This window comes from Pseudomonas sp. RU47 (assembly GCF_004011755.1).
In the GTDB taxonomy this organism is placed as follows: domain Bacteria; phylum Pseudomonadota; class Gammaproteobacteria; order Pseudomonadales; family Pseudomonadaceae; genus Aquipseudomonas.
This window is the reverse complement of sequence record NZ_CP022411.1, coordinates 1,429,708-1,443,692: the sequence shown is the minus strand read 5'-3', so window position 1 is coordinate 1,443,692 and position 13,985 is coordinate 1,429,708. Positions and strand designations below refer to the sequence as shown.

Annotated in this window: 15 protein-coding genes; 12 read left to right on the top strand and 3 right to left on the bottom strand. The window is 59.1% G+C overall.

From position 1 onward, the window contains the following. Nucleotides 1-93 precede the first annotated feature (93 nt). The gene (locus CCX46_RS06550; protein ID WP_127926116.1) at nt 94-414 is read right to left on the bottom strand and encodes a DUF2288 domain-containing protein; all 321 of its coding nucleotides are present in this window, start codon (nt 412-414) and stop codon (nt 94-96) included. 352 nt (nt 415-766) lie between these two features. Between CCX46_RS06550 and CCX46_RS06545 the strand changes: the two genes are divergently transcribed. The 9 genes from CCX46_RS06545 (at nt 767) to CCX46_RS06500 (ending at nt 8,506) form a co-directional block, all read left to right on the top strand. After that, nucleotides 767-1,894 (top strand): branched-chain amino acid ABC transporter substrate-binding protein, encoded by a 1,128-nt coding sequence (locus tag CCX46_RS06545; protein WP_127926115.1) that lies wholly within the window; start codon nt 767-769, stop codon nt 1,892-1,894. Between the two features lie 231 nt (nt 1,895-2,125). Next, nucleotides 2,126-3,049 carry a high-affinity branched-chain amino acid ABC transporter permease LivH gene (livH, locus tag CCX46_RS06540; RefSeq protein ID WP_007918526.1) on the top strand — a complete coding sequence of 308 codons (924 nt, stop codon included), beginning with the start codon at nt 2,126-2,128 and terminating at the stop codon, nt 3,047-3,049. Beyond that, entirely contained in the window at nt 3,046-4,302 is a 1,257-nt protein-coding gene (locus CCX46_RS06535) for a high-affinity branched-chain amino acid ABC transporter permease LivM (protein ID WP_093438700.1), read from the top strand. The genes livH and CCX46_RS06535 overlap by 4 nt, the downstream gene beginning before the upstream one ends. Continuing rightward, nucleotides 4,299-5,066 (top strand): high-affinity branched-chain amino acid ABC transporter ATP-binding protein LivG, encoded by a 768-nt coding sequence (gene livG, locus CCX46_RS06530; RefSeq protein WP_027621149.1) that lies wholly within the window; start codon nt 4,299-4,301, stop codon nt 5,064-5,066. The genes CCX46_RS06535 and livG overlap by 4 nt, the downstream gene beginning before the upstream one ends. Then, nucleotides 5,067-5,768, top strand: coding sequence for an ABC transporter ATP-binding protein (locus CCX46_RS06525; RefSeq protein WP_003222380.1), 702 nt, complete (start codon nt 5,067-5,069; stop codon nt 5,766-5,768). Between the two features lie 291 nt (nt 5,769-6,059). Next, on the top strand, nt 6,060-6,365 hold the full coding sequence (locus CCX46_RS06515; RefSeq protein WP_127926114.1) for a BufA1 family periplasmic bufferin-type metallophore: 306 nt from the start codon (nt 6,060-6,062) through the stop codon (nt 6,363-6,365). 25 nt (nt 6,366-6,390) lie between these two features. Further along, a complete protein-coding gene (bufB, locus tag CCX46_RS06510; RefSeq protein WP_127926113.1) occupies nt 6,391-7,278 on the top strand; it encodes an MNIO family bufferin maturase in 888 nt (295 codons plus the stop codon). Continuing rightward, complete coding sequence (locus CCX46_RS06505) at nt 7,275-8,033, top strand: HvfC/BufC N-terminal domain-containing protein (RefSeq protein WP_127926112.1); 759 nt, start codon at nt 7,275-7,277, stop codon at nt 8,031-8,033. Before bufB ends, CCX46_RS06505 begins: the two co-directional genes overlap by 4 nt. Next, entirely contained in the window at nt 8,030-8,506 is a 477-nt protein-coding gene (locus tag CCX46_RS06500) for a DoxX family protein (protein WP_127926111.1), read from the top strand. The genes CCX46_RS06505 and CCX46_RS06500 overlap by 4 nt, the downstream gene beginning before the upstream one ends. A 94-nt stretch (nt 8,507-8,600) precedes the next feature. On the opposite strand, the gene CCX46_RS06490 is transcribed toward CCX46_RS06500, so the two are convergent. Next, complete coding sequence (locus tag CCX46_RS06490; RefSeq protein ID WP_127926110.1) at nt 8,601-9,530, bottom strand: LysR family transcriptional regulator; 930 nt, start codon at nt 9,528-9,530, stop codon at nt 8,601-8,603. Nucleotides 9,531-9,634: 104 nt separating this feature from the next. On the opposite strand from CCX46_RS06490, the gene CCX46_RS06485 reads away from it, so the two are divergent. From CCX46_RS06485 to CCX46_RS06475, 3 genes are all read left to right on the top strand, one after another. Further along, on the top strand, nt 9,635-10,234 hold the full coding sequence (locus tag CCX46_RS06485) for a short chain dehydrogenase (RefSeq protein ID WP_127926109.1): 600 nt from the start codon (nt 9,635-9,637) through the stop codon (nt 10,232-10,234). 59 nt (nt 10,235-10,293) lie between these two features. Next, entirely contained in the window at nt 10,294-10,947 is a 654-nt protein-coding gene (locus CCX46_RS06480; RefSeq protein WP_127926108.1) for a COG3650 family protein, read from the top strand. Between the two features lie 97 nt (nt 10,948-11,044). Beyond that, nucleotides 11,045-12,658, top strand: a complete 1,614-nt coding sequence (locus CCX46_RS06475; protein ID WP_127926107.1) for an NAD(P)/FAD-dependent oxidoreductase — start codon at nt 11,045-11,047, stop codon at nt 12,656-12,658. Nucleotides 12,659-12,788: 130 nt separating this feature from the next. Here CCX46_RS06475 and CCX46_RS06470 read toward each other — a convergent pair whose 3' ends face one another. Further along, a complete protein-coding gene (locus CCX46_RS06470; RefSeq protein ID WP_127926106.1) occupies nt 12,789-13,883 on the bottom strand; it encodes a PLP-dependent cysteine synthase family protein in 1,095 nt (364 codons plus the stop codon). Between the last annotated feature and the right edge of the window lie 102 nt (nt 13,884-13,985).

Sequence of the window (13,985 nt, the reverse complement as noted above, 5' to 3'; positions counted from 1 at the left end):
ACCGTGAGCCACCAGCGCTTGTGGTGTTTCTCTACGGCAACGTGCCATCACGCTACTCCGCTACACACTTTTCGCCGACGACATGTCGCACCATCAAGGTGCAACACCTGAAGCAACCGCCCTTTCCTGGACCAGAATCCACGGCCGAACGACCACTGCCCACATCTCGGGATCGCGCTCGAAAAGATCCAGCGCCCGCGTTTCAGACAGCTTGGCGACCTTGTCTTCGGCCAGCCAGGCAGCCACTTTCTCGCCATCATCGGACGCCACGGCCTCGGCAGCGGCGATCAAATCGAGCGCAGGGTCGACCCACAATAGGGCACCCTTGGCGAAGAACGGCTCCAACTCTTTCCAGGTAATAGATGCGGTTTCACCAAGCAGCTTGGCATAGAGGGTGCTAGGTTCTTGATTCATGGGTGCTGTCCGGAAAAGAAATCGACGCGAATGATAACGTCGGTGGTCCGCCAGAAAAACCCGGTTGCAAAAGGCTGCACCGAACGAAAAGAGCAGGAACGCCAAGGAATGCTGATGATTGGGCTATATGCCCACGAACGCCCCGCCGCGATTCTGTCTTTTTCATTCAAAAATGCGACACCCCCAGGTTTTGCCCCTCGGCGCCCGCTTCCCAGGCTGACAACCGGCGCTCTACACTGTACCGGTACAGTTGCCGGGGGCATTTCCGGAGGGTATCGCAAAGATATCTGACCCGGTTCTGCTGCTACGGCGCCAGAACTCAAAAAAATTACAACAGTAAGAGTGGAGCACTATGACTAAGGCTACTAAGCAGATTTCCAAACTGTTTGCCGCTATGGTTCTGGCCGGGGTTGCCAGCCATTCGTTCGCAGCTGACACCATCAAAATCGGTATCGCCGGTCCTAAAACCGGTCCAGTAGCCCAGTACGGCGACATGCAGTTCAGCGGCGCAAAAATGGCCATTGAGCAAATCAACGCCAAGGGCGGCGTCGACGGCAAGAAACTCGAAGCCGTTGAATACGACGATGCCTGCGATCCAAAACAAGCGGTAGCCGTTGCGAACAAAGTCGTCAACGACGGCGTCAAGTTCGTGGTCGGTCACCTGTGCTCCAGCTCCACTCAACCGGCTTCGGACATCTACGAAGACGAAGGCGTGATCATGATCACCCCGGCTGCCACCAGCCCGGACATCACCGCCCGTGGTTACAAAATGATCTTCCGTACTATTGGTCTCGACAGCGCCCAGGGCCCTGCCGCCGGTAACTACATTGCCGATCACGTCAAACCGAAAATCGTCGGCGTACTGCACGACAAACAGCAGTACGGTGAAGGCATCGCCACCGCGGTGAAATCGACTCTCGAGAAGAAAGGCACCAAGGTTGCCGTGTTCGAAGGCGTCAACGCCGGCGACAAAGACTTCTCGGCGATCATCGCCAAACTCAAACAAGCCAACGTCGACTTCGTTTACTACGGCGGCTACCACCCGGAGCTGGGTCTGATCCTGCGTCAGGCACAGGAAAAGGGCCTGAAAGCCAAGTTCATGGGTCCGGAAGGCGTGGGTAACGACTCGATCACCCAGATCGCCAAAGACGCAGCCGAAGGCCTGCTGGTGACCCTGCCGAAATCCTTCGACCAGGATCCAGCCAACATCGCCCTGGCCGATGCCTTCAAAGCGAAGAAAGAAGATCCGAGCGGTCCGTTCGTGTTCCCGTCCTACTCGGCGGTTGAAGTGATTGCCGAAGGCATCAAGGCAGCCAAGTCCGAAGACGCGAGCAAAGTGGCTGAAGCCATCCACGCCGGTACCTTCAAGACCCCGACTGGCGACCTGAGCTTCGACGCCAAGGGCGACCTGAAAGACTTCAAATTCGTGGTTTACGAGTGGCACAACGGCAAACCTAAAACTGAAGTTTCGCCTCAGTAAGGCGCTGCCTGACTGACTGCCAATAAAGCCCACGGCGTGCCGTGGGCTTTGTTTTACGAATGTATTGGGCCGCGCTGGCGTGATCCGCCAGTCTCCCCACCTGAAAATCTCAAAACCGTCATCAGCGGTTCGCTGGCAAAACCCGGATTCGAAGTGGATATAGATCCACGGGGCCGGGCGGGAAAATGACTCCACCAGTGAAATGCGTATCAGGTTTTTAGGAGCGCTGTAATGCCTGACATCTATCACTTCTTCCAACAGCTGGTTAACGGCCTGAACGTTGGCAGCATGTATGCCCTGATCGCCATCGGCTACACGATGGTTTACGGCATCATTGGAATGATCAACTTCGCCCACGGCGAGGTGTACATGATCGGCTCCTACGTGGCGTTCATCGCCATCGCCGGGCTGACCATGATGGGACTCGACAGTGTCCCGCTGTTAATGACGGCGGCGTTCATCGCAAGCATCGTCGTGACCAGCTCCTACGGTTACAGCATCGAACGAATTGCCTACCGCCCCCTGCGCGGCAGCAACCGTCTGATCCCGCTGATTTCCGCGATCGGTATGTCGATCTTCCTGCAGAACACGGTTCTGCTGGCGCAAGACTCCAAGGACAAAGCTATCCCCAACCTGATTCCGGGCAACATTGCCTTCGGTCCAGGTGGCGCACAAGAAGTGCTGATTTCCTACATGCAAATCGTGGTGTTCGTGGTGACCCTGATCGCCATGCTCGGCCTGACGCTGTTCATCTCCCGCTCTCGCCTGGGTCGCGCCTGCCGCGCCTGCGCCGAAGACATCAAGATGGCCAACCTGCTCGGCATCAACACCAACAACATCATCGCCCTGACCTTCGTCATTGGTGCCGCGCTGGCAGCCGTTGCGGCTGTGCTGCTGAGCATGCAATACGGGGTGATCAACCCGAACGCCGGTTTCCTCGTCGGCCTCAAAGCCTTCACCGCCGCAGTATTGGGCGGGATTGGCAGCATCCCCGGCGCCATGCTCGGCGGGCTGGTGCTTGGGGTGGCGGAAGCCTTTGGTGCCGATATCTTCGGCGACCAGTACAAGGATGTCGTGGCTTTCGGCTTGTTGGTTCTGGTGCTGTTGTTCCGTCCGACCGGCATTCTGGGCCGTCCGGAGGTTGAGAAAGTATGACTAGGAATCTTAAACAGGCACTGTTCAGTGCGCTCTTGGTTTGGGCAGTTGCGTATCCTGTGCTCGGACTGAAACTGACCATCGTCGGCATCAACCTGGAAGTGCACAACACCAGCCCGGCCGTACTGGCGACCATCGCCATCTGCTCGGTGCTGATGTTCCTGCGCGTGCTGTTCAATCAGCAGATCAGCAAAGCCTGGCGCTCGTCGCCCGGCCTGCCGCTGATTCCGGCCAAGGCGAGCAACTTCCTCACCCTGCCGACCACTCAGCGCTATTTCATCATTGCGCTGATCCTGGTGGCGCTGGTGTGGCCGTTCTTCGGCTCCCGTGGCGCGGTGGACATCGCGACGTTGATCCTGATCTACGTGATGCTCGGCCTCGGTCTGAACATCGTCGTCGGTCTGGCCGGTCTGCTCGACCTCGGTTACGTCGGTTTCTACGCCGTCGGCGCCTACAGCTACGCGCTGCTGTCGCACTACTACGGCCTGAGCTTCTGGATCTGCCTGCCGATTGCCGGCCTGATGGCGGCGACGTTCGGCTTCCTGCTGGGCTTCCCGGTGCTGCGTTTGCGCGGTGACTATCTGGCGATCGTGACCCTTGGTTTCGGTGAGATCATCCGTCTGTTCCTGCGTAACCTGACCGACATCACCGGCGGTCCGAACGGCATCAGCAACATCGAGAAACCAACGTTCTTCGGTCTGACCTTCGAACGTAAAGCGGCGGAAGGCATGCAAACCTTCCACGAGTATTTCGGCCTGCAATACAACTCGATCAACAAGGTGATTTTCCTCTACCTGGTTGCGCTGTTGCTGGCGCTGGCGGCGCTGTTCGTCATCAACCGTCTGCTGCGCATGCCGATCGGCCGTGCGTGGGAAGCGCTGCGTGAAGATGAAATCGCTTGCCGTGCACTGGGTCTGAATCCGACGATCATCAAGCTCTCCGCGTTCACTCTCGGCGCTGCGTTCGCCGGTTTCGCTGGTAGCTTCTTCGCTGCCCGTCAGGGTTTGGTGACGCCGGAATCGTTCACCTTTATCGAGTCGGCGATCATCCTCGCCATCGTTGTGTTGGGTGGCATGGGCTCGCAGTTGGGCGTGATCCTGGCGGCCGTGGTGATGATCCTGTTGCCGGAAATGATGCGTGAGTTCAGCGAGTACCGCATGTTGATGTTCGGTGCCCTGATGGTGTTGATGATGATCTGGCGTCCACAAGGTCTGCTGCCGATGCAACGCCCACACATGGAGTTGCGAAAATGAGCCGCGAGATCCTTAAAGTCGAAAACCTGAGCATGCGCTTCGGCGGTTTGCTGGCGGTCAACGGCGTGGCCCTGACCGTCAAAGAGAAACAAGTGGTGGCACTGATCGGGCCGAACGGCGCGGGCAAGACCACCGTGTTCAACTGCCTGACCGGTTTCTACAAGCCATCTGGCGGCAGCATCCTGCTGGACGGCGAGCCGATTCAGGGCCTGCCGGGCCACAAGATCGCCCTCAAAGGCGTGGTGCGTACCTTCCAGAACGTGCGCCTGTTCAAGGACATGACGGCGGTCGAGAACCTGTTGATCGCCCAGCACCGTCACCTCAACACCAACTTCCTGTCCGGTCTGTTCAAGACCCCGGCGTTTCGCAAAAGCGAGCGCGAGGCCATGGAGTTCGCCGAGTACTGGCTGGAAAAGGTCAACCTCAAAGAGTTCGCCAACCGTACCGCCGGCACCTTGGCCTACGGTCAGCAACGGCGTCTGGAAATCGCCCGCTGCATGATGACCCGTCCGCGGATCCTCATGCTCGACGAACCGGCGGCCGGTCTGAACCCGAAGGAAACCGAAGACCTCAAGGCGCTGATCAGCGTGCTGCGTGAAGAGCACAACGTCACCGTGCTGCTGATCGAACACGACATGAAACTGGTCATGAGCATTTCCGACCACATCGTCGTGATCAACCAGGGCACGCCTCTGGCTGACGGCACGCCGGAACAGATCCGCGACAATCCTGAAGTGATCAAAGCCTACCTGGGGGAAGCGTAAATGCTGCAGTTCGAAAACGTTTCCACCTTCTACGGCAAGATCCAGGCCCTGCACAGCGTCAACGTCGAAGTCCGTCAGGGCGAGATCGTGACCCTGATCGGTGCCAACGGTGCCGGCAAGTCCACGCTGCTGATGACGCTCTGCGGTTCGCCGCAGGCGCACAGCGGCAGCATCCGCTACATGGGTGAGGAACTGGTCGGCCAGGACTCGTCGCAGATCATGCGCAAAAGCATCGCGGTGGTGCCGGAAGGTCGTCGGGTGTTTGCTCGTCTGACCGTTGAAGAAAACCTCTCCATGGGCGGTTTCTTCACCGACAAGGGCGACTATCAGGAGCAGATGGACAAGGTCCTCGGCCTGTTCCCGCGCCTGAAAGAACGCTTCAACCAGCGCGGCGGCACCATGTCCGGCGGTGAACAGCAAATGCTCGCCATCGGCCGTGCGCTGATGAGCAAGCCCAAGCTGCTGCTGCTCGACGAGCCGTCGCTGGGCCTGGCACCGATCATCATCCAGCAGATCTTCGACATCATCGAACAGCTGCGCAAGGACGGTGTGACGGTGTTCCTGGTCGAGCAGAACGCCAACCAGGCGCTGAAAATCGCCGACCGCGCCTACGTTCTGGAGAACGGCCGCGTGGTCATGCAAGGCACCGGTGAAGCGCTGCTGACCGACCCGAAAGTACGCGAGGCGTATCTCGGCGGTTGATGCATGTCGCCAAACAAACAAACGGCCTTCGGGCCGTTTTTTTGTGCCTGCACGATTTCAGATTCTCCAAAAATCCCTTGCAGGAGTGAGCCTGCTCGCGATGGCGTCGTGTCATTCAACATCGCCAGTATCTGACATGACGCCATCGCGAGCAGGCTCACTCCTACAGGGTTTTGCGTTTTTCCAAAAAGATTTTGAGCGGGCTGTAACGCAACGCCACCTCGTTTCTCTAGAGGGACAAGCAAGCGCAAACGCGCTTGTAAAAACCCTGACCAAGACTGGAGAAACATCATGACTGCTACCACTCGCACCCTGTCCGCCACCGCCCTGGTTCTGGCCCTCGGTTCTGCCCTGAGCATGGCTGCTGTATCGACCGTCCATGCCGCAGACGCCGACATGGAAAAATGCTTCGGCGTGGCCATGAAAGGTCACAACGATTGCGCCGCAGGCGCAGGCACCACCTGTGCCGGCACGTCGAAAATGGACTATCAGGCCAACGCCTGGAAACTCGTTCCGAAAGGCACCTGCGCCACCACTGAGAGCAAGACTTCGCCGACCGGTTTCGGCCAGCTGGAAGCCTTCAAAGCCAAGTCCTGATCGTTGGCCTGCCTGAGTGACGATCATGTTCACTATTAATGACCATGCCCAATCCCGCACTCAGGCAGCCCGCACCGGGCTCCCGTCCCGTGCCGGGCTGGGACTCAAGACCGGGCACTTTCGTGAAGTGTTCGGCTCACAACCGGACATCGGTTTCTTCGAAGTCCACGCCGAAAACTACATGGTGGCCGGCGGTCCGTTTCATCATTTTCTCGGTTTGATCCGCGAGCAGTATCCGCTGTCGTTGCACGGTGTCGGCTTGTCCATCGGCGCTGAAGGGCCGCTGGATAAACAACATCTTCAACGCCTTGCCGAGCTGATTCAGCGCTATCAACCGCAAGCCTTTTCCGAACATCTGGCCTGGTCGAGCCATGGCCCGGTGTTTCTCAATGATCTGTTGCCGCTGGCCTATGACACGCCGACGTTGAATCGCGTCTGCGAGCATATCGATCAAGTGCAGAACACGCTCAAACGGCCAATGCTGCTGGAGAATCCGGCAACCTGTCTGGCGTTTCAACGCTCAACCCTCGATGAGGCAGATTTCATCGCCGAGGTCATCCGCCGCAGCGGCTGTGGCCTGCTGCTGGACGTCAACAATGTCTACGTTTCTTGCGTGAACCATCAGCGCGATCCGCTGGTGTATCTCGATGCGCTGCCATTACACACGGTGGGTGAAATTCATCTGGCCGGGTTTGCCGAAGATAGCGACAGCCTTGGCGATCGCTTGCTGATCGACGATCACGGCGCGCCGATCGATCAAGCCGTCTGGGGTTTGTACCGGCAAGTGCTGCAACGCATCGGCCCGGTGGCGACGCTGATCGAGCGCGACAATCAAGTGCCGGCGTTTGCGGTGCTACTGGCGGAAGCTCGGCAAGCTGATGCGCTTTTGCTGGATGCCGGAGCACGCACATGAGCACTCAACGCGCTTTCGCAGCTGCACTCATCGACACGCGACTGCCCTGCCCAGAAGGTTTGTGCAGCGCCAACGGCGCTGATCCGGCGAGCCGTTTCGCGGTGTATCGCAACAACGTGCAGGGCTCGCTGATCAATGCGTTGAGCGACAGCTATCCGGTGGTTGCGCAATTGGTCGGCGCTGAATTCTTTCGCGCCATGGCGGCTATTTTCGTCCAGCAGCAGCCGCCACAAAGTCCGTTGATGAGTCGCTATGGCGAAGCGTTCGCGGATTTCATCGACGCCTTCGAGCCGGCCTCCAGCGTGCCTTACCTGGCCGATGTCGCGCGCCTTGAGCACCTGCGCACACAGGCCTATCACGCCGCCGATGCCGAGCCGGTGCGACAAGAGCAAATCACCGCAGCGCTAGCCTCCCCACACACCTTGAGCGAACTCTGCCTGGCACTTCATCCATCGCTGCACTTGCTCGATTCGGCTTATGCCGTGGTTGCGATCTGGGCAGTGCATCAACAGAACGCGACGCTGGAAGGCATCGAGATCAATCGGCGGCAACACGCACTGGTTCTGCGCAATGGTCTGGACGTCGAAGTGTTCGCCCTTGAGCCCGGCGCCAGCATGTTTATCCGCCACCTGATCGACGGCCAAGCGCTACTGACAGCGGCCGAAAACAGTCCTGAATTCGATCTCGGGCAAACCCTCGGCCTGCTGATCACGCGTAACGCCATCACCCACTTGCATAACAAGGAACTGCCATGAAAACGCTTATTGCCCGTGCCATCACGCTGCTGGAAAAAATCCCTCTCAGCGTGATCGCTTTTATTGCACGTTTCTCGATTGCCGCCGTGTTCTGGAAGTCAGGGCAGACCAAGGTTGAAGGCTTGGCGATCGATCTGATCGAGGGCAGCTTTCAACTCGGCTGGCCACGTCTGGCCGACTCGACCATTCCGTTGTTCAAGAGCGAATACCACGTGCCGCTGCTGTCGCCAGGGATTGCCGCGCACATGGCCGCTTTTGCCGAGCATTTTTTTCCGCTGCTGATCCTGATCGGCTTCGTCACGCGGTTTTCGGCACTGGCGCTGTTGGGGATGACCATGACCATTCAACTGTTTGTGTATCCCGATGCGTATCCGACTCACGGCACTTGGGCGGCGGTGCTGCTGTACCTGATGGCGACCGGGCCGGGCAAGTTGTCGATTGATCATCTGATCGCCCGCCGTCTTTCCCGCTAAGCAAAATCCCTGTAGGAGTGAGCCTGCTCGCGATAGCGGTGTGTCAGGTAACTCATCCGCGACTGACACTCCGCTATCGCGAGCAGGCTCACTCCTACAAGGGAACGGTTCCGCGCTGCAGGCGATCCAGCGCTTCGCCACTGCGCTTGAACCAGCCCATCAGATAGTCCGCCAGCACCTGCGTGCGTTTCGGCAAGCCGCCCTGATACGGATGCACCAGGTACATCGGCATGCGTCGTGTCTGATAATCGCGCAGGAGCCAGCGCAATCGGCCGTCAGCCAATTCCGCCTGCAGCAAGTAGGAAGGCAATCGCGCGATACCAGCGCCGCTGAGCGCGGCTTTCTTGAGCAGGTTGTAATGGTTGCTGGCAAACGGTCCTGACACGCGAACCCGCAGCAACTCATGCTGCTGGTGATACAGCCATTCCTCGCGCCCGCTGTAGTGGCTGTTGAGCAAGCAGCGATGTTCGGCCAGAGCCTGTGGTGTCAGCGGTTCACCGAAACGCTCGAGATAAGCAGGGCTGGCGCAGGTCATTTCCTGCCAGGCCAGCAACGGTTTGGCCACCAGTCGTTGGTCATTGGCCACCTCGCTGCGGATCGCCAGATCAAAGCCGTCCCGGGACAAATCGCGATAACTGTTGTTCAGCTCCAGTTCGATCTGCACATCGGGGTATTGATGCGAGAACTCCAGCAATAAACCATCGAAGAAGGTTTCGCCCAACGACACCGGCACCGTCATGCGGACCGGTCCGGCCATATCGTCCTTTAACCGCGCCAAGGCCTGACGCGCCCTTTCCACCTGAACGACCAGCGCCTGCGCTTGTGGTAACAATGCTGCGCCGGCAGCGGTCAGGCTCAAGCGTCGAGTGGTGCGTTGCAGCAACACCACGGAAAACTGCGCTTCGAGCTGGCTGATGCGTTTGGACAGCTGGCCCTTGCTGCAGCCCAATTGCTGCGCCGCCAGGGTAAAACTACCCGCTTCGATCAACACCGCGAAGGCCGCCAGATCATCCATCTCGCTCATGGATTGTTTCCAGTTGAAAACCAAAGGTTGCCTATTAGCGCGCTTATCCGCAGAAAAAACCACTCTAGACTGAAGCCTCGTTCAATCACTTGAGGTACGGCTCGATGAAAATTCTGTTGATAGGCGCTGGTGGCACCATCGGTTCGGCCGTGGACAAAGAACTGTCGCAACGCCACGAAGTCATTCGTATCGGTCGCAAAAGCGGCGATTTCAATGTCGATATCAGTGACAGCGCATCGATCCGCAAACTGTTCGAACAGACCGGCAAGTTCGATGCACTGGTGTGCGCGGCGGGCAACGTGACCTTCGCCCCGCTTGGTGAGATGAATGAAGACAGCTTCGCCCTCGGTCTCAAAGACAAACTGATGGGCCAGGTCAATCTACTGCTGATCGGCCGCGAATTCGCCAACGATGGCGCCTCGTTCACCTTCACCACCGGCGTACTCAGCCACGATCCGATCCGCAGCGGTGCCTCGGCAGCACTGGTCAACGGTGCGCTGGACAGCTTCGTCCGCGCAGCGGCCATCGAACTGCCACGCGGCTTGCGAGTGAACTCGATCAGCCCGACCGTACTGCTGGAAGCCATGGGTAGCTACGCCCCGTATTTCCGTGGTTACAAGCCGGTTCCTGCGGCGGATGTGGCGCTGGCCTACGCGAAGAGTGTCGAAGGCCTGCAGACAGGTCAGACATTTCACGTGGGCTAAACCCTTGTGATGAACGGTCAGGCTGCGTAACGTGGCGACACTTGTCTGGAGAGCCGAAGATGCGTGTTGCCCGTTCGTTAGTCGTTGTTGCCCTGCTGCCGTTGTTTGCCGCTTGCCAGTTGTTCGATGGCCAGCGAGAAAGTGCCTCGCACGTCGGGCAGACGCGGATGCAGGGGCAACTGACCGCCGTTGACGGCAAACTGGTGTTCCAGCCATGCCAGGATCAGCGCCAACTCGTCGTCAATGACATGGGTGGCACCAGCATTCTGCAAGAGGCTGCAACCCTCGCGGACGAGCAAGGCAAACTGTTTGCCGACGTTCGCGGCAAAGTCGCCGGTGATCGACTCGATCTGACGCAGCTGTATCGCGTCGAACGCTCCGGTACTGCCTGCGATGACCCCAACTTCAAACTGCTGATCCTGCGCGCCACCGGCCACGGCCCGGAATGGAACGTCAAAGTCAGCGGCAAAGGCATGGTCATCGACCGCGAAGGTCAGCCGCCACTTGCCGTGCCGTATATTGAAGATCAATTGGGCGACGGCCGCTTCAACCTGAGCAGCGAAGCCAACAATCAGCGCATCGAATTGTGGGTCGCGCCGCAACGCTGCGTCGACACCAGCACCGGCAGCGTGCAGCACATGAGCGCCGAGTTGCGCATCGACGGCCAGGTGCAGCGCGGTTGCGGGTATTTCGGCGGATCGCGCAACGACTGAGCGTTTTAGCCTCACCGGATCCGGCCTTTGCGGCTTATAATCGCGGCCTTCAAACGCCCTGGCGCAGTTGTGCGCCCCGCGAACCCGGATCCTCGCCATGTTACGAATCACTGAACTCAAGCTGCCAATCGACCATCCCGAAGAAGACCTGCGCGTTGCCATCGTGCAACGTCTGGGCATCGCCAGCGATGATTTGCTCGATTTCACCTTGTTCAAGCGCAGCTACGATGCGCGCAAAAAGTCCTCCGAACTGTGCTTCATCTACACCATCGACCTCAACGTACGCGACGAGGCCAACGTGTTGGGCAAGTTCGCCGATGACCGTAACGTCAACGTGGCGCCGGATGTCAGCTACAAATTCGTCGGTCAGGCGCCGAGCGACCTGAGCCAGCGTCCGATCGTTGTCGGTTTCGGCCCATGCGGGATCTTCGCCGGCCTGCTGCTGGCGCAAATGGGCTTCAAGCCGATCGTCCTCGAACGCGGCACCGAAGTCCGCCAGCGCACCAAAGACACCTGGGGCCTGTGGCGTAAAAGCGTGCTCAACCCGGAATCCAACGTACAGTTCGGCGAAGGCGGTGCGGGGACGTTCTCCGACGGCAAGCTGTACAGCCAGATCAAGGACCCGAAGTTCCTCGGCCGCAAAGTCCTGCACGAGTTCGTCAAGGCCGGCGCACCGGAAGAAATCCTCTACGTCAGCAAGCCGCACATCGGTACGTTCCGTCTGACCGGCATGGTTGAAAACATGCGCGAGCAGATCCGCGAACTGGGCGGCGAAGTGCGCTTCCAGGAACGCGTCACCGACGTGCTGATCGAAGACGGCCAATTGGTCGGCGTGCAACTGGCGAGCGGCGAAACCCTGCATTCGAAACACGTGGTTCTGGCCCTCGGCCACAGTGCACGTGACACCTTCCGCATGCTCCACAGCCGTGGCGTGTTCATGGAAGCCAAGCCGTTCTCGGTGGGTTTCCGCATCGAACACCCGCAATCGCTGATCGATCGTGCACGTCTGGGCAAATACGCTGGCCACCCGAAACTCGGGGCTGCCGACTACAAACTGGTGCACCACGCCAAGAACGGCCGCTCGGTCTACAGCTTCTGCATGTGCCCGGGCGGCACCGTGGTCGCGGCGACCTCCGAACCCAACCGCGTGGTCACCAACGGCATGAGCCAGTACTCGCGTAACGAGCGCAATGCCAACTCAGGCATCGTTGTCGGGATTACGCCGGAAGTCGATTACCCGGGCGGCCCGCTGGCCGGGATCGAGTTGCAGGAACGCCTGGAATCCCACGCCTTTATCCTCGGCGGCAGCGATTACAAGGCGCCGGCGCAACTGGTTGGCGACTTCATCAACGACATCCCATCGACCGAACTGGGCGAAGTCGAACCGTCGTACAAACCGGGTGTGGCGCTGGGTGATCTGGCCTTGGCCTTGCCGGATTTTGCCATTGAGGCAATCCGCGAAGCGTTGCCGGCGTTCGAGAAGCAGATTCGCGGCTACTCGCTGCACGATGCGATATTGACCGGGATCGAGACGCGTACTTCGTCACCGCTGCGCATCACTCGTAACGAAACGCTGCAGAGCATGAACGTGAAGGGCTTGTTCCCGGCCGGTGAAGGCGCGGGTTATGCGGGCGGGATTCTGTCGGCGGGTGTGGACGGGATTCGCATTGCAGAAGCCGTGGCGCGCGACATCCTCGGCCTGACTGACTAATCATCTGAAGTAACTCAAATCCATGTGGGAGCGAGCCTGCTCGCGAAAGCGGTATTTCAGTCAACGATGATGTTGAATGAGCTGCCCCCTTCGCGAGCAGGCTCGCTCCCACATTGGTTTTTGTGTTTCTTCAGATATTGGCGCGCAGGACTGAGGTCGGTAACAGCTCACCGCGCTCGGCACTCGCCGCCACCGCTTCGATCAACCCATTCAATTCATACCCCTGCGCCTTCAGCCAATTCTGATCGTAATAGGTGTCGGCATACCGCTCGCCACCATCGCACAAAATCGCCACGATCGATCCCGACTCCCCCGCCGCTTTCATCTGCTGCGCCGCCATCAAGGCGCCGATCAGATTGGTCCCGCTCGACCCGCCAACATGCCGTCCCAGACGCTGCGCCAGATAATGCATGGCCGCCAGCGACAAGGCGTCAGGCACCTTGACCATCGCATCGATCACCTTGGGCAGAAACGAGGCCTCAACGCGTGGCCGGCCAATGCCTTCAATGCGCGAACCGCAATCGAGGCGCAAATCGGCGTCGCCGGTCTGGTAGTAATCAAAGAACACCGAACGCTCGGCATCCGCGCACAGCACGCGGGTGCAATGCTGGCGATAGCGCACGTAACGACCCAGCGTCGCGGTGGTGCCGCCGGTGCCGGGGCTGGAAATCAGCCAGCTCGGTTCCGGATGTTTCTCATAGCGCATCTGCTGGAAGATCGATTCGGCGATGTTGTTGTTAGCCCGCCAGTCGGTCGCGCGCTCGGCGTAGGTGAACTGGTCGATGAAATGGCCGCCATGCTCGCGGGCCAAACGCTCGGATTCGGCGTAGATCTGCGTAGGATCTTTCACCAGATGGCTTTGGCCACCGTAGAACGCGATCTGGGCGATCTTCTCTTTGGACGTGGTCGCCGGCATCACCGCAATGAACGGCAAACCGAGCATCCGCGCAAAATACGCCTCGGAAATCGCCGTCGAACCGCTGGATGCCTCAATGACCGGCGCGCCGGGCTTGAGCCAGCCGTTACACAACGCATAGAGGAACAACGAACGGGCCAGGCGATGTTTGAGGCTGCCGGTCGGATGGCTGGATTCATCCTTGAAATACAACTCGATGCCCGCAAAACCCGGCAGCGGCAAAGGAATCAGGTGGGTGTCGGCGCTGCGCTGAAAATCCGCTTCGATGATGCGGATGGCTTCGCGGGCCCACTGTCGGTTGTCGCTCATGGTGAGGGTTCTCGTTGAATCGGGCAGGAGATGAATGTGTACAAAAGGCTCACTCATCAGCTTAGGAAAAATCCCATAGCGCGCACAGATACAGCTGAGTCT

Bases quoted from the DNA above. Each gene is read 5' to 3' on its own strand.
- CCX46_RS06490 (WP_127926110.1), bottom strand. From the start codon at position 9,530: ATGAGCGAGATGGATGATCTGGCGGCCTTCGCGGTGTTGATCGAAGCG.
- CCX46_RS06475 (WP_127926107.1), top strand. From the start codon at position 11,045: ATGTTACGAATCACTGAACTCAAGCTGCCAATCGACCATCCCGAAGAA.
- livH (WP_007918526.1), top strand. From the start codon at position 2,126: ATGCCTGACATCTATCACTTCTTCCAACAGCTGGTTAACGGCCTGAAC.
- CCX46_RS06535 (WP_093438700.1), top strand. From the start codon at position 3,046: ATGACTAGGAATCTTAAACAGGCACTGTTCAGTGCGCTCTTGGTTTGG.
- bufB (WP_127926113.1), top strand. From the start codon at position 6,391: ATGTTCACTATTAATGACCATGCCCAATCCCGCACTCAGGCAGCCCGC.
- CCX46_RS06545 (WP_127926115.1), top strand. From the start codon at position 767: ATGACTAAGGCTACTAAGCAGATTTCCAAACTGTTTGCCGCTATGGTT.
- CCX46_RS06480 (WP_127926108.1), top strand. From the start codon at position 10,294: ATGCGTGTTGCCCGTTCGTTAGTCGTTGTTGCCCTGCTGCCGTTGTTT.
- CCX46_RS06525 (WP_003222380.1), top strand. From the start codon at position 5,067: ATGCTGCAGTTCGAAAACGTTTCCACCTTCTACGGCAAGATCCAGGCC.
- livG (WP_027621149.1), top strand. From the start codon at position 4,299: ATGAGCCGCGAGATCCTTAAAGTCGAAAACCTGAGCATGCGCTTCGGC.
- CCX46_RS06515 (WP_127926114.1), top strand. From the start codon at position 6,060: ATGACTGCTACCACTCGCACCCTGTCCGCCACCGCCCTGGTTCTGGCC.
- CCX46_RS06470 (WP_127926106.1), bottom strand. From the start codon at position 13,883: ATGAGCGACAACCGACAGTGGGCCCGCGAAGCCATCCGCATCATCGAA.
- CCX46_RS06500 (WP_127926111.1), top strand. From the start codon at position 8,030: ATGAAAACGCTTATTGCCCGTGCCATCACGCTGCTGGAAAAAATCCCT.
- CCX46_RS06550 (WP_127926116.1), bottom strand. From the start codon at position 414: ATGAATCAAGAACCTAGCACCCTCTATGCCAAGCTGCTTGGTGAAACC.
- CCX46_RS06485 (WP_127926109.1), top strand. From the start codon at position 9,635: ATGAAAATTCTGTTGATAGGCGCTGGTGGCACCATCGGTTCGGCCGTG.
- CCX46_RS06505 (WP_127926112.1), top strand. From the start codon at position 7,275: ATGAGCACTCAACGCGCTTTCGCAGCTGCACTCATCGACACGCGACTG.